The 13,587-nt window shown below is 71.5% G+C and carries 15 protein-coding genes and 1 pseudogene; 5 read left to right on the forward strand and 11 right to left on the reverse strand.

Annotated elements, in window-relative coordinates:
- The first annotated feature begins 229 nt into the window (after nt 1-229).
- Nucleotides 230-841 carry a hypothetical protein gene (locus tag D1369_RS43905; protein ID WP_037900866.1) on the forward strand — a complete coding sequence of 204 codons (612 nt, stop codon included), beginning with the start codon at nt 230-232 and terminating at the stop codon, nt 839-841.
- Nucleotides 790-2,544, forward strand: a complete 1,755-nt coding sequence (locus D1369_RS19090; protein WP_050789735.1) for an FG-GAP-like repeat-containing protein — start codon at nt 790-792, stop codon at nt 2,542-2,544. Before D1369_RS43905 ends, D1369_RS19090 begins: the two co-directional genes overlap by 52 nt.
- 126 nt (nt 2,545-2,670) lie before the next feature.
- On the opposite strand, the gene D1369_RS19095 is transcribed toward D1369_RS19090, so the two are convergent.
- The 4 genes from D1369_RS19095 to D1369_RS19110 form a co-directional block, all read right to left on the reverse strand.
- Entirely contained in the window at nt 2,671-3,930 is a 1,260-nt protein-coding gene (locus tag D1369_RS19095) for a hypothetical protein (RefSeq protein WP_240436084.1), read from the reverse strand.
- 270 nt (nt 3,931-4,200) lie between these two features.
- Nucleotides 4,201-5,214, reverse strand: a complete 1,014-nt coding sequence (locus D1369_RS19100; protein WP_007383511.1) for an FAD-dependent monooxygenase — start codon at nt 5,212-5,214, stop codon at nt 4,201-4,203.
- Nucleotides 5,211-5,759, reverse strand: coding sequence for an isoprenylcysteine carboxyl methyltransferase family protein (locus D1369_RS19105; protein WP_037900863.1), 549 nt, complete (start codon nt 5,757-5,759; stop codon nt 5,211-5,213). Before D1369_RS19105 ends, D1369_RS19100 begins: the two co-directional genes overlap by 4 nt.
- Nucleotides 5,760-5,823: 64 nt before the next feature.
- The gene (locus D1369_RS19110) at nt 5,824-6,891 is read right to left on the reverse strand and encodes a 3-oxoacyl-[acyl-carrier-protein] synthase III C-terminal domain-containing protein (protein ID WP_007383509.1); all 1,068 of its coding nucleotides are present in this window, start codon (nt 6,889-6,891) and stop codon (nt 5,824-5,826) included.
- Nucleotides 6,892-7,040: 149 nt separating this feature from the next.
- Here D1369_RS19110 and D1369_RS19115 point away from each other — a divergent pair, with 149 nt between their 5' ends.
- Nucleotides 7,041-7,910: a UbiA family prenyltransferase gene (locus tag D1369_RS19115; protein ID WP_118082531.1), complete on the forward strand. Its 870-nt coding sequence runs from the start codon at nt 7,041-7,043 to the stop codon at nt 7,908-7,910.
- Between the two features lie 189 nt (nt 7,911-8,099).
- Here the strand turns inward: D1369_RS19115 and D1369_RS43000 are convergent, their stop codons facing one another.
- From D1369_RS43000 to D1369_RS19140, 6 genes are all read right to left on the reverse strand, one after another.
- Entirely contained in the window at nt 8,100-8,270 is a 171-nt protein-coding gene (locus tag D1369_RS43000) for a hypothetical protein (protein WP_162951022.1), read from the reverse strand.
- 89 nt (nt 8,271-8,359) lie between these two features.
- Entirely contained in the window at nt 8,360-8,953 is a 594-nt protein-coding gene (gene amaP, locus D1369_RS19120; RefSeq protein ID WP_007383506.1) for an alkaline shock response membrane anchor protein AmaP, read from the reverse strand.
- Between the two features lie 10 nt (nt 8,954-8,963).
- Nucleotides 8,964-9,659: a DUF6286 domain-containing protein gene (locus D1369_RS19125; RefSeq protein WP_007383505.1), complete on the reverse strand. Its 696-nt coding sequence runs from the start codon at nt 9,657-9,659 to the stop codon at nt 8,964-8,966.
- The gene (locus D1369_RS19130; protein ID WP_007383504.1) at nt 9,656-10,102 is read right to left on the reverse strand and encodes a hypothetical protein; all 447 of its coding nucleotides are present in this window, start codon (nt 10,100-10,102) and stop codon (nt 9,656-9,658) included. The genes D1369_RS19125 and D1369_RS19130 overlap by 4 nt, the downstream gene beginning before the upstream one ends.
- A complete protein-coding gene (locus D1369_RS19135) occupies nt 10,099-10,326 on the reverse strand; it encodes a hypothetical protein (RefSeq protein WP_037900861.1) in 228 nt (75 codons plus the stop codon). The genes D1369_RS19130 and D1369_RS19135 overlap by 4 nt, the downstream gene beginning before the upstream one ends.
- Nucleotides 10,327-10,363: 37 nt before the next feature.
- Complete coding sequence (locus D1369_RS19140; RefSeq protein WP_037900858.1) at nt 10,364-10,798, reverse strand: Asp23/Gls24 family envelope stress response protein; 435 nt, start codon at nt 10,796-10,798, stop codon at nt 10,364-10,366.
- A 122-nt stretch (nt 10,799-10,920) separates the two neighbouring features.
- Here D1369_RS19140 and D1369_RS19145 point away from each other — a divergent pair, with 122 nt between their 5' ends.
- Together D1369_RS19145 and D1369_RS19150 are read left to right on the forward strand one after the other, a co-directional pair.
- The gene (locus D1369_RS19145; protein ID WP_050789734.1) at nt 10,921-11,745 is read left to right on the forward strand and encodes a hypothetical protein; all 825 of its coding nucleotides are present in this window, start codon (nt 10,921-10,923) and stop codon (nt 11,743-11,745) included.
- Between the two features lie 8 nt (nt 11,746-11,753).
- Nucleotides 11,754-12,361, forward strand: a pseudogene (locus tag D1369_RS19150) (fatty acid desaturase); the annotation flags it as partial.
- Between the two features lie 159 nt (nt 12,362-12,520).
- Here D1369_RS19150 and D1369_RS19155 read toward each other — a convergent pair.
- A complete protein-coding gene (locus tag D1369_RS19155; protein ID WP_037903519.1) occupies nt 12,521-13,567 on the reverse strand; it encodes an HTTM domain-containing protein in 1,047 nt (348 codons plus the stop codon).
- Nucleotides 13,568-13,587 lie beyond the last annotated feature (20 nt).

Raw genomic sequence — 13,587 nt, forward strand, 5'->3', positions numbered from 1 at the left:
GCCAAGTCGCCGTCGGTGGACTGAACTTGGGCACCGGGGAGCTCGCGGCACCGTCCAGGTGAGCAGCGTTCCCGCGGACGGCAGGTCACGACGGGCGGTCACGGCGGGCGGTCATGGACATGCTGTTTGGCTCCCGTCACGCGCGTGGGAGCGGCCGGGGGGCCGGGGGAAGTGCCAAGGCGTTGCCGTACGTCCCGTCATGCCTTCTTCTTGCCTTTCAGGAGGAACGGTGGCACGACTCGGCCAACGCCGACACAGACAGACTCATGGTTCACGCTCAGCACGCCTCGGCACATCGGCGACACGTACCGCCGCCGTCCTGGCGACGGCACTGAGTCTCGGCCTTCCGCTCGCCGCTGTACCGTCCTCGGCGGCAGCCGCTCCGCCGTCGGCAGCCGCGGCCGACGAGGTCGTCCTGCCTGCCGCCGCGCGCGCCGTCCCCAGGGCCACCCAAATCCTCAACGCGGGGACCAGCGGATTCCTTTGGGCCCAGGAAGGCGACGACCGGCTCCTGTGGACGGACTACGCCACCGGCACCACAACCGCACTGGAGAAGCGGCTGGACGTCCCGGTGCGGTACGACATCGACAGCGGCTACTTCCATGAGGCCGCGTCCTTCCAGCCCGGCTACTACGGGGACGGGTCCGACACCGTCGCCCTCTACTCGGAGGAGGACTCCCACGTCACCCTCCTCCAGGGCGCGGGCACCTCGGGCAGCACCGCTGTGTGGGACGGCGACTGCTCCGGCGGCGCCACCCGCGCTCGGCAGCGGCATCCTCACCACGGCCGATGCCCGGCTGGGGGCCCACCCTCGACACGGGGGACGACAGCCCGCGGCTGAAGGACCTCTCCGGACGGTACGCGGTCGTCGACGGCGCCTCCTCCGGCACCCAGTACATCAGCGAGTTCCCCGACGGCTCGGCGGGCAAGGTCGTGCAGAAGCGCGACCGGGTCGCCGCGGCCGTCTGGGGCAACACCCTGTGGAGCGGCGCGGCCACGGGAGGCAAGGTCACGGCCACCCGGCTCCCGTCCGGCACCGCCGTGGAGTCCTTCACCACCCGCAACGGCTGCACCCCGTCGGACCTCCAGGCCGTGGGCCGCTGGGTGTACTGGACCTGCGAGGACGCCTGGGGCGACGACCAGGGCTCGGGTGTCTACGACCGTACGACCAAGCTCACCGCCACCGCCCCGTCGGGCAGGGTCCTCCTCGGTGACGGCTATCTCGTCGAGCGCGTCGGCGGCATCCAGTCGGGCAGCGGTCTGAAGCTCATCGATCTGCACAACGGGCTTCCGGCCAGCGGTAGTTACACGGACCTGGCGAGCCGCAAGCTCGCCGACTGGACCGACCTCGGCAAGGACAACGACGGGGTGGGCACGACCTGGACCGGGGACCGCTTCGGCGGCGGTGTCGCCTATGCCGACGACGAGCAGCGCGTCCACCTCGTGAAGACCGGCGTTCCGGCGTCCGCACTGTCGGCCATCGACTCCACGGTCACCCCCGGGGCCGCGAGCTGGTCCGGCACCTGGTGGCTGTCGAAGCCCGCCGCCTCCTGGAAGGTGACCGTCCGCCACAAGGCGTCCGGCGCCACCGTGCGTACCGTGACCGGCTCCGCCGCCCGTGGTCTGCTGACGGCCGCCTGGGACGGCAAGGACTCCGCGGGCCGCCTCGTCCTCAACGGCACCTACACCTGGACGCTCACCGCCCAACCCGCCGACGGCCAGGGCGCCCCCCTCAGCCTCTCCGGCAACCTCGCGGTGACGGCCGGAGCGGCGGCACCGCGCGACTACGCGGGCAACGACGGCGTCGGCGACGTCCTCACCCTCAGCTCCTCCGGCACCCTCACCATCCAGCGCGGCACCGGCACGGGCACGCTGGGCAGCCAGGTCTCCGGTACCGGCTGGCCGACCACCGCGAAGTTCGTGCCGTTCGGCGACCTCGGCGGCGACCGGTGCAACGACGTCCTGGTCCGGCTGAGCAGCGGTGCTCTCCGCGCCTACCGCCCCTCCTGCGGCAAGGCGGCGACGCCCTCGACGCCGTACACCTCACTCGGCACCTCCGGCTGGAACCAGTACGACGTGCTGACCGCGCCCGGCGACGTGACCAAGGACGGCCGCCCGGACCTGATCGCCCGCAACGCCTCGACCGGCACGGTCTACCTGTACAAGGGCACCAGTACGGGCACGCTGTCGGCGCGCGTGAAGCTGTACGACAACTGGAAGACGTACAAGAAGGTCGTCGGGGCCGGTGACCTGAACGGCGACGGCATCGGCGACCTCCTCGCCCAGGACACGTCGAACAACCTGTACCGGTACGACGGCACCGGCAGCGGCACTTTCCGGGCCCGCGTGAAGGTGTTCTCGAACTGGGGCGCTTCCTGCAATGCGGTCGTCGGAGTCGGGGACATCACCGGCGACGGTCGGACGGACCTCGTCTCGCGTGACACCAGCGGCAACCTGTACCGCAACAGTGGTGACGGCAAGGGGTCGTTCGGCGGCCGTACGAAGATCGCGACGGGCTGGCAGGGGTACAAGGCCGTCGGATGAGGAACACCGACGTGGTGTCGCTCGCTGCCCGGGCCCGGGTCCCCGGGGCCCGGGCCCGGCAGTTCGCCCGCTCTGCGAACCGCCGGGCCGGGCTGAAGCGCCCTGCGTGTGGGAGCGGCATCGGCCCTAGGCGGACGCCGGCACGAAGACCGTCTGCGAGGTGGCCGACTGGAAGTTGTCATCCGCGTCGAAGACGGCCCGGTAGTAGCCGGCGCCACTCTGGTCGAGGTCCGCGGCGAAGTCGTTGCCGTCGCCGCCCCAGGAAGCCTCGACCGTGGTGAGCGTCGACCAGTTGACGCCGTCGGGCGAGTACTGGATGTGGACGTTGATCGAGGCGGGCGTCCACCCGTCGGGGAAGTCGATGAGGCCCTCGGTGTGGACCTGTCCCGTGTCGGAGCGGGCGGCCGTGAAGGCGGTGAACTTCGACCCCCGGTGCACGTGGACGACGTCGCTCGTGCCGGTGCCGGCCTGGAGGAACGGGTCGTCCGAGGTGTCCAGGGCGAGCTGGAAGTAGCCGCCCTGCCAGGGCGTGTAGTCCATCGTGAAGGTGCCGTCGTCAGCGGTGGTGAAACGGCCCACGAGGTCGGTCTGCGCGTCGTCGGGGCCGAACAGGACGCCCCCGGAGCGCCCGGCCAGCGGCACCCAGCCGTCCGCGGTCTTCTGCTCGACCTTGACGCTCAGCGTGACCGGCTGACCGAAGTCGATGTCGGCCGAACTGACCGTGGACGTGAAACGGGTGGGAATCTGGTCGACACCGATCTGAACCGGTTCCGACTCCCCGTAAAGCACCGTCGGCGTGCCACCGTCCATGCGGAACACGGCCTGGATGGGTGCGGCCGCGTCGAGCCGCACCGAGGCGGTGAAGTGACCCTGGGCGTCGGTGGTCACAGTGGTCTGCGTCCAGTAGTCGACATCGACCTCGACCTGACGTGCCACGAGAGGCTTCACCTGACGGGTCGGCCATCGCCCGTACAGCGTCCCCTCCACCTGCACGTCACGGTGTTCCCGGTCGATGGCGGTACGGTCGACGGTGAGCGCGCCGAACTGCGCCACGACGAAGTAGGCGAAGTCTCCCGCGGACTGACGCAGCACATGGCCGCCGTCGGCGTCCGTCACCTCCACGTCGATGCGGTAGGAACCGAACTCCGGGAGCTTCAAAGGCTTCTTGGTACGCCAGTTGCCGTCCTGCCGGGTGCCGGAGAAGAGCCGGAAGTCCTTGGTCCCGATCTCGGCGACCTCGGTCTGCGACGCGTACGAGACCAGGTGTGCCGTGATGCCCGTGATGTCGGCCCCGGACCGGGCATTGATCTGCAGGATCCCGAGATCGCCCGACACGCTCCCCGCGTAGGTGACCTCCGGCTGATCCGCGGCGTGCGCGGCTGTCACACCTCCGATGGCGAGCGCAGCGGCCGCGGCGGTCACCGTGACCCATCTGCGTATTTTCCACAACAACATCGCGATCCCACCTCTGACGCGTTCGACGACGGGGCCCTCTTCGGAACGCCCGCCCGGCCGTCCGTCTTTATATCCGCCGCTCAGCACGGAACGCACGGCAATGGGGAGCGGCCGCACGAACGTCCCGAGTCTCAGCCAACAACGGAGGCCCGGCCCCGCGCTCTGCCGACCGAGGCGGAATCCGGTCCCTCCTTCCTGCTGTTACTGCAGTGCGTGGACCGCTGCCGAGAACACCGGGGGCATCCGGGAGGCTGCGGGGACGATGAGGCGGGCGGTGCCGGGACGGCGGCTCGCGGCCAGCAGGGCTCCGGTCAGCAGTCGGTGACGGCGGGTCAGCCGGGACCAGGTGTGCTCGTACGCGTCCGCTCGTCCGGCGGCAAGGCAGCGGACGGCGGCCCCGGCCGTCGCCAGCGCGAGGGCGATGCCCTCGCCGGTGAGGGCGTCCAGGTAGCCGGCGGCGTCGCCGACGAGCAGGACACGGCCGGCGACTCTGCGCCGTACCCGCTGTCGCAGTGGTCCGGCGCCGCGTACCTCCGTCGTGGCCGGGCCGCGCAGCGAGGCGGTGAGGGCGGGGAAGTCGGCCAGGTGCTCGTCGTACCCGCGACGGTTGCGGCTGAGGACCGCGACGCCCACCAGGTCGTCGCCGACCGGGGTCACATAGGCCTCGCCGTGCCGGGACCAGTGGACCTCCACGAAGTCCGTCCACGGTTCGACGCGGTAGTGCCTGCGCAGCCCGTAGCGGCCGTGGGGGCGGCCCGGCAGTTCCAGTCCCAGGCCGCGGCGCACCGGGGAGTGCAGGCCGTCGGCGGCGATCAGCCAACGGGCTGTGGTTCCGGCGGCGGTGACCGTGTCCGCGTTCTGGCGCACCTCGCCGACCTTGCCCGGCAGCATCCGCACGCCGAGGCCGAGAGCGCGCTGGTGCAGGGCGGCGTGCAGCGTCGTACGGCGGATCCCCAGCCCGCCGCGACCGCGGAAGGACGCTTCGGCGCGGACTGCACCGTCCACGTAACGGATGCCGCGCAGTTCGCGGCCACCGGCCTCGACGCCCAGTGCTCTCAGCGCGGCGACTCCGCCGGGCATGACGCCTTCTCCGCAGGCTTTGTCCACGGGCGAGGTCCGGGGTTCGACGACGACGGCCTCCAGGCCGGCGAGCGCGGCGTGGATCGCGGCGGCCAGACCGGCCGGCCCACCGCCGGCCACCAGTACGTCGATCACGCCGGAGCGTTCGTGGTCGGCGTGGTCGGCGTGGCCGCGGCGGCCAGCGCCCGGTTCTCACAACGGATGCGCACGGTGAGCAGGGCGGCGTTGAGCACCGTGAACACGGTCGCGGTGATCCAGGCGGTGTGCACCAGGGGCAGGGCCAGGCCCTCGGCGACGACGGCCACGTAGTTCGGGTGCCGCAGCCACCGCCACCGGTAGGGGCCGCGGGCCACCAGCGGCAGGCCGGGTACGACGATCACCCGGGTGTTCCACCGGGGCCCCAGGGTGTGGATGCACCACCACCGCAGCGCCTGGGCGCCCGCGAGCACAGCCAGCATCGGCCAGGCCAGGACGGGCACGAAGGGCCGGTCGCCCAGCCAGACCTCGGCCGGGCAGGCGGCCAGCAGGCCGGTGTGGAGGGCGACCATGGCCGGGTAGTGGCCCTGCCCGGTCTCGGTCGCGCCGCGGGCGGTGCTCCACCGTTCGTTGCGGCGGGCGACGACGAGTTCGGCGACGCGCTCGGCGGCGACGCCGGCCACCAGCAGTCCGTACCAGATCATGTGTCCCTGTGTCCCTCGTGCTTCTTCGTGGCTTCGTGGCTTCGTGGTTCTTCGTCGGGGCGAACTACCAGTGCAGCAGGACGAGTTCGCAGGCGAAGCCGGGTCCCATGGCCAGCAGTACCCCCGGTGTGCCCGGCGGTGGGCGTCGTCGGGCCAGGGTGTCGCGCAGTACGTGGAGCACCGAGGACGAGGACAGGTTGCCGACGTCGGCCAGGTGACGCCAGGTCACATCGAGTGCGTCGTCGGGCAGGTCGAGGGCCTCGGTGACGGCCTGAAGGACCTTGGGACCCCCGGGGTGGCACACCCAGGCGGTCACGTCCTTCGGCTTGATCCCGTGGTCGCCGAGGAACCCCTCGACGTCGTCGGCGAGGTAACGGCGTACGACATCGGGGACCCGCGGGTCGAGGACGACCTGGAAGCCCGAGTCCTTGATGTCCCAGCCCATGACGCGGCCGGTGTCCGGGTACAGGTGGCTGCGGGTGTCCACGATCGTCGGGCCGGCGGTCTCGTCCGGGCGGCCCGGGCGGTTCGCGCCGCAGGCGACGACCGCGGCGGCACCGTCGCCGAACAGCCCGGTGGCGACCAGGTTGGCCATGGAGGCGTCGTCGCGCTGGAAGGTGAGCGAGCACAGTTCGACGGACAGCAGTACCGCCACCTGGTCGGGCCGGCCCAGCAGGTAGTCGTGCATACGGGCCAGGCCGGCCGCGCCGCCGGCACAGCCCAGGCCGAACAGGGGCAGCCGTTTGACATCCGGCCGCAGTCCGAGGCGGCCGACCAGCCGTGCGTCGATCGAGGGGGTGGCGATGCCGGTAACGGAGGTGAAGATCAGCAGGTCCACGTCGGCTGCGGTCAGGCCCGCCATGTCCAGTGCGCCTTGGACGGCCTCGGCGCCCAGGTCGGTGGCAGCGGCGATGAAGACGTCGTTGGCGGCGCCGAATCCGTCCAGTTCCCCGTACCGTTCGAGCGGCAGCGTCATGTGGCGCGCGCCGACCTTCGTGCTGTGGTGCAGCCGGTCCAGGACCCGTCGGTCGGTGCCCTCCGGCAGGCAGGTGCGGGCGACCATGTCGGTGATCTCGGACTGGGTGCGACGATGCGGTGCGAGGGCACCGTGAACGGCGGCGATCCGCGTCATATGGTTCCCGTCCGGTTACCGACTCGGGTGAGTTGCTTCCCACATGTTCCCCGGACCGGGACGTCGACACCATGAATGGCCCGTCCGGCCGTGCCTCCCGAGGGGCGTGTGCTCCGGCCGGGTGGGGCTCGGGCGCCTAGGATCGGCGGGTGGGCACTCCTGAGCAGTCGACGGCCGACGGCCCGACGGCGAGTTGGGCCGACCGGGTGGCCGGTCTGGCCGGGTCGTGCCACCCCGGGCCTGTCGTGGCGGTCACCGCCCTGACGGCGGCCCTGGCCGTCACCGCCGGCCAGAGCGCCGCGCGTTGCCTCCTGACCGCCGCCGCCGTGCTGACCGGGCAGTTGTCCGTCGGCTGGTGCAACGACGCGTTCGACGCGCGCCGGGACCTCGCGGCCGGCCGCCGCGGCAAACCCGTCGTCGACGGCACGGTCGGCGTGACGGACGTGTGGGTGGCCGCGTATGCCGCGCTGGCGTTGTGCGTGCCGCTCTCGCTCGCCTGTGGCCTGCGGGCGGGCGCCGTTCACCTGACCGGGGTGGCGGCGGCGTGGGCCTATGACCTGCGGCTCAAGGCGACGGTGTGGTCCTGGGCACCGTACGCGGTGGGCTTCGCCGCGCTCCCGGCGTTCGTCGCGCTCGCCTTGCCGGGGCAGCCATGGCCGGCGTGGTGGGTGGTCACCGCCGGGGCGCTGTTGGGGGTCGGCGCCCATCTGGGTGACGTACTGCCGGACATGCGCGGGGATGCGGCGACGGGGGTGCGGGGGTGGCCGCATCGGCTGGGCCCGGACGGCACCCGGCTGCTGCTGCCGGTGCCGCTGGTGGCCGCGTCCGCGGTTCTGGTGCTGGGGCCTGCCGGGCCGCCCGGCAGGTGGGGACCGGCGGCGCTCGCGGTGGCCGGCCTGGTCGCGGTGGCGGGGACGGTGCTGGGGCACCGCTGGGAGCGGGCGGCGTTCGCGGCGGCGGTCGCCGTGGCGGTGGTCGACGTGGCGCTGCTGCTGGTGCGCGACACCGGGATCGCCTGATCCGCGGCCTCTGCGTCGGTGACGGTGACGGTGCCATGGACCCGCAGAAGCTGATCCGCCCGGGGTTTTTGAAGGATCCGCCGCAACGGCTCGGGCACACAAGCAGGATGAGGGGGAAGGCTGGGCAGCATGCCTGTCCGCTCGTTGACGGCCGCGAGTCCCGCTTCCACTGACCGGCTGGCACCGAGGTCAGCGGGCCGGGCGATGGGTGGAGCGCCAGATGGAGCGGGTCGCCAGGTAGAGCAGATCGACGATCAGAAGCAGTACACCGATGGACATCAGGTAGCGCATGCCGTCGACGGCCGCACCTGTGGCGATCAGAGCGATTCCGGCGATGAGCAGGGTCAGGGAGAGAAGCATGACGGGATGCCTCCTGGCAAGGAACCGTTGAGGCCCCGGCGCACAAGGCCGCAAAGGGCCGGTGCCAACAACGCTCGTGATCACTCCACCTAGACGGTGCGTTCGGCGCGATGGCGGGCTGCCCGGAATCGCACCTTCGAGGGAAGGCGGTCCAGGCCGGTCGAGTCTCGTGCGTGGGCGAGTGTTTCGCGGCTCAGCCGCCCAAGTGCCCCTGTCGGATCGGCGTGAGGCTCCAGCAGCAGCCGCACGCGTGCGGTCGGAGCGGTACGTCGGCCCGTCAGCCGGACATGGGCCCGCGAGACCCCGTCCAGGGCTTGCGCCTCTTCCTCGATGACGTTCTCCAGTGTGCCGCCGTTGAGTCGGGCCGGCGCGCCGTCTTCGCTGTCGACGAGGACCTGGTCCAGGCGGTGTCTGCGTTGCGCGAGGAGCCACCACAGCAGCAGGGCCAGCAGTACGGCGAGCACCGCGATGACGGTCGGCCACCACCAGTCCTCTTCCCGCCACCGGGTGCGTCCCCAGGTGCCCAGCACCACGTCGTCCGGCCCGCGGAAGGGCCACCAGCCCGGCACGTCGAAATCCCAGTGGCGCTGCAGGTCCAGGGCTCCCAGCAGCACGCCGCCGCCCAGGGCGAACAGTCCGAGGCCGAGAAGCCCGAGCAGCACCCGGTTCACCGTCCTGAGCATGAGGATCACCTCAGCCCTTCTTGGGGCGATGGACGCGCACGGCCAGTGTGGGTTGCCGGGCCAGGCCCAAGGACGCCATGGCCTCGCCCAGCTCGGCGTCCAGGTCCGCGCGCACTTCCTCGAGATCGCGGAAATGTGCCCGTGCCCGGGCCCTGACCTTCCGGCGGCCGACATCGACCTGTGCCGACTGGACACCGGACACCCGCATGGCCCGGTCGCGCAGCACCAGGGCGGCCGCGCGCCGGTCGAGCCCGGCGCGGACGTCCTCCGTCCCGGAGATGCCCGTGGGCTGCCGCATGGGCAGCAGCCTGCGCAGTCCCGGCGTCACCGCCAGCAGGAAAAGCCACAGGCCGAGGACCATCGCCACCGCGGCCCCGACGATCATCCAGACGTCGTCCAGGGGCCGGGTGGCCAGTTCCTCGGCGAGCCGTCGCCGCCAGCGCATCGCGTCCCGGCCTGCCCGCACCGCGATGACGTCGTACAGGAGAAATCCGACGGCCACGGCGGACAACAGGGCTGCCAAGGCCGCGGGAATCCGCCGCGACGACCAGAAACGGTGCGCCGACCGGCCTGATCCGTCGATCACCTTCCTGTCCGTGGCGCCTCCGGCCGTCCCCGGGGTGCCGTCGGCGGGCGGAGCCGTCTGGCCGGGACCGGAGGAGAGGTCGCTGTCACCGGTCGGCTGCCGCGAGGCGTGCGCGCTCATCTCACCCTCTCCCGGTCCGTGTGCCGCGTATGCGCCGAGTGCAGTTGCCCGACCGATACCGCGAGGTCGTACACCTCCATGCCGGCCCATGCCCTGATCCGTTCGGTGACCTCCCGGCGCACCGCGGCGCACTGCGCCCCGATGTCGGAGGGGTAGCCGAGCTCGACGGTGATGTGCAGCCGTGCCTCGCCGAGAACCGCCTGCCGTCCGGCGGCGGACTCGGCGTCCCGTGCCGCGCTGGTCCGTTCCGGCGCCCGCCGTACGGATGTGCTCACGTGTGGCGTCCGACGGCCGGGAGGTACGTGGCCGGCCGACTCGGCGAACCGGCTCAGCGCCTCGCGCGCCACCCGGGCCGCGATCTTCGCGACGACCCGGTCGGTGACGGCGGTCGCCCCGCGCTCCCCGCGGGGGACGTCCGGACGCTCGTCGGCTTCCCCGCTCACCGCCGCCAGTCTCCCCGGTCCTGTCGCCGGTCGTCGCGGATGCGATCCTGCCGGTCCCGGCGGCGGACGAAGTCGCCCGGTTCGAGATCACCTTCAGAGAACCGTCCGACGACGAGACCGACGATGCCCAGCACCAGCACCAGCAGGAAAGCCCAGAAGTCACCGAAATACGCGGCGAAACCCAGCGCCATTCCGGCCATCAAGCCCACCACGGCCCTGCTCATGTCGCGCTCCTTCACTCAAGTGCGCTGCTCCGCCCCGCTACTGGATCCGCTGCCGCTCCTCCCCTTCGTCCTCCTCGTCCTCCGGCAGCTTCACGTCGCTGACCGTGATGTTGACCTCCACGACTTCCCGGTCCGCCATCCGCTCCACCGCGGAGATCACGTTCTCCCGCACCGCTGCCGCCACGTCCGTGATCGAGACGCCGTAGTCGACGACGAGCTCCAGATCGATGGCCGCCTGCAGCTCCCCGACCTCGACACTGATCCCGCGCGTGACGGACTTGCCGCTGCCGGCACCGGGCATCCGCTCTCGCACGGATCCCATCGAGCGGGCGAATCCGCTGCCCAGGGCGTAGACGCCGGGTACGTCCCGTGCCGCCATCCCGGCGATCTTCTCCACCACCACATCGGCGATGGTCGTCCGGCCGCGAGAACCGGGCGCGGCGCCGAGCTTGACGCGGGTGTTCTCAGTCATTGGGGTATTCCTCCCTGACGAGTCCACAAAGCACCCATTAATCGGATTATAGTCTTTTCAGTACCTTTTGCCGGTCTGTAGACCGTCGGACGAGGTGGTCCGACGAGAAGGGCGAGAGGCCAGTGAGCGAGGTGTGGACGCTGGAAGTACGACGTCGGCTCGGCCTGGGCCGACTGCTCCCGCTCGGCGGCCCCCACGACGGGACGTGGATCACCGAGCAAGCGGCCGTCCAGGCCCTCGGGCGCACTGCCGCCGAGGTCCCGGGTGTCCGGCTGGAGTCCCTGCGCATCGGCTCGGCGCCGCTCCAACCCGTGTCCGAGCCGGCCGTCCGTCCGCCGGCCAGCGCGCTACCGCCCGGCCCGCTCACCATCGAGGCCGCCTTCACCGCATCCTTTGTGCGGCCGCTGCCGGAGAGCGCCGAGGAATTGAGGAGCGCGCTGCTGGGCGCGGCCGCTGAGCAGCTCGGGCTGGCCACGGTGACGGCTGACCTGCGGATAACGGATCTCCTTGAGGGCCCGGAGGCAGGCATGGCAGGCATGGCAGGCATGGCCTCTCCGACCGCGGCGACGGCCACGACGCCCACGCCAGAAGCCGCGGCCACGCGGAACTCGCCCCCCGTGACCGGAACAGGGTCCATGCGGGGACTCGTCGGGGAGCTGGCGGACGTCGCGACGGGGGTGCCGGGCGTCGCCCGCCTCACCACCGTGCTGGGCAGCCGCCCGGTCAGGGTGGAGGACCACGATGATCCACCCGGCCGGCACATCGAGGTGCACCTCGCGGTCGGCCCAGGACACCGTCCACTGAGCGTCGCCCGTGCCGTCCGGGACGCGGTGGCCGGGGCAGCGACCACTGACACCCCGGGCCCGGTCACCGTCGCCGTCCTCATCACGGAAACCGCGGCCTGGCGAGCGACCCCGCCGGTCACCGCGATGAGTGCCCCTCGGTGATGCCCTGCGTAGGGATGAGCTACGGGTGGTGGCAGGACAAGCACACCCGCCACCACGCCAACCACGCCAACCACGCCAACCACGCCAACCACGAGGAACTCGACCCCGACCTCGACCCCGACCTGCTGGTCTGGTCCCAGGACCAGGCCCGGGCCGCCAAGGGGCTCCCCCGCCTGATCGGCCGCTGGCAGGCGTTCCTGTTTTTCCCCTCCTCACCCTGGAGGGCTTCAACCTGCACGTGTCGAGCGTGAAGGCGCCGGCCAACCGCTCACTCAAGCGCCGACCGCTCGACGGCGCCCTGCTGTGCGCGCACTTCGCGCTCTACCCGACCGTCCTGCTCTGGCTGCTGCCGCCCGGCATGGCGATCGCGTTCATCGCCGTGCACCAGGGCCTGTTCGGCGTCTACCTCGGCTCCCTCTTCGCGCCGAACCACAAGGGCATGCCGATCCTGACGGGCGATGACCGCCCGGACTTCCTCCGCCGCCAGGTGCTCACCTCACGCAACGTGCGCGGCGGCTGGTTCACGGACATCGCCCTGGGCGGCCTGAACCACCAGATCGAGCATCACCTGTTCCCCAGCATGCCCAGCCCCAACCTGCGCAAGGCCCGGGCCATCCGGCCCTCGCCAGTCTCCATCAGGCTGGAGCACCGCTCAGGCACCCCGGCGTCCCCGCCTAGAGAGGCACGGCCGTAGCCATCCGTGCCGGTGATGTGGTGACGGCGACCCTCCGGCGAAGATCGGGCCGTTTGAAGCCCCAGGTCGGCGGCCGGGTCCTCAGTGGCTCGACGGTGCGGACTGCGACGGCACGCGTGCTCGTTCCCCGCTCGGCGGAGCCACCGTCTTCCCGGCGTCCGGCCGCCTGCTCGTGCGCGGCCACAGGCGTCCCAGTGACCGGTAGAAGCGGTCCGGCAGGAACACCGCGTCCGCGATGATCATCGCGCCGGAGAAGAGCGGCAGCCCCATGAGGACGGCGATGCCCAGGTGCATTCCCAGCAGCATGGTCAGGACCGGGTACTTGAGCCGTCCGAACAGGACGAACGGGAAGGCGACCTGCAGCAGCACTGTCAGGTAGCTCGCGACGGCGATCAGCACGTCGTGCTCGTCCGCCACGACGGAGAGCTCGGGCCAGGGGCGGAACAGATCGAGGTTCAGGACGTAGTGCAGGGCGGTCCCGTTGCCCCAGGAGCCGCCCTGCGCCTTGTAGAGGCCCGCGGACCCGTAGAGGAAGCAGACCTGGGCCGCGATGACGAACATGCCGCAGTTGTGCAGCACGGCCGTCAGAGTCCGCTGGGAGGAGCCGAGTCGGTGCCGGAGACCGTCGGCATCCGGGGCCGCCGAGCTCCTCGCCGTCTTCCCCGTGGAGGCCTGGAGACGGGTTCTGCGCGCATCCAGGGACCAGCGTCGGCCGCACGCGGTGAGGACGAGGTACAGGGCCATGAGGAGGATGAGGTTGTCTCCTCCGTCCGTCATGAAGATCGCCCTGGCGTGGAACGACGCGACCACGACAGCGAACAGCACGGACACCGCTCGGGTACGCCAGCCCAGCATGAAGAGCGCGGACGTGACGAGGGCCAGCGCGTAGCAGCTCTCGAAGTACGGCCGGCTGTCGGACAGGGTGAGGATGCTGGCCCACCCCGTCTGGTCGAACAGCTGTCTGGCCAGCTCGGGCGTCCACGGTGATCCGGGTCCCCAGATCTCGTCGCGGTGCGGAAACTCGCGCAGGAGGAAGACGAGGTAGAGGAGTCCGTAGCCGATGCGCAGAACGGCCGCGGCGTAGAGGGAGACCGGCCGCTCGGTCAGGACGGTGAGAAACGCGCCGATCCGCTCCGGGGCACGGCACG

The sequence above is a fragment of the Streptomyces sp. CC0208 genome (assembly GCF_003443735.1).
In the GTDB taxonomy this organism is placed as follows: Bacteria; Actinomycetota; Actinomycetes; order Streptomycetales; family Streptomycetaceae; genus Streptomyces; species Streptomyces sviceus.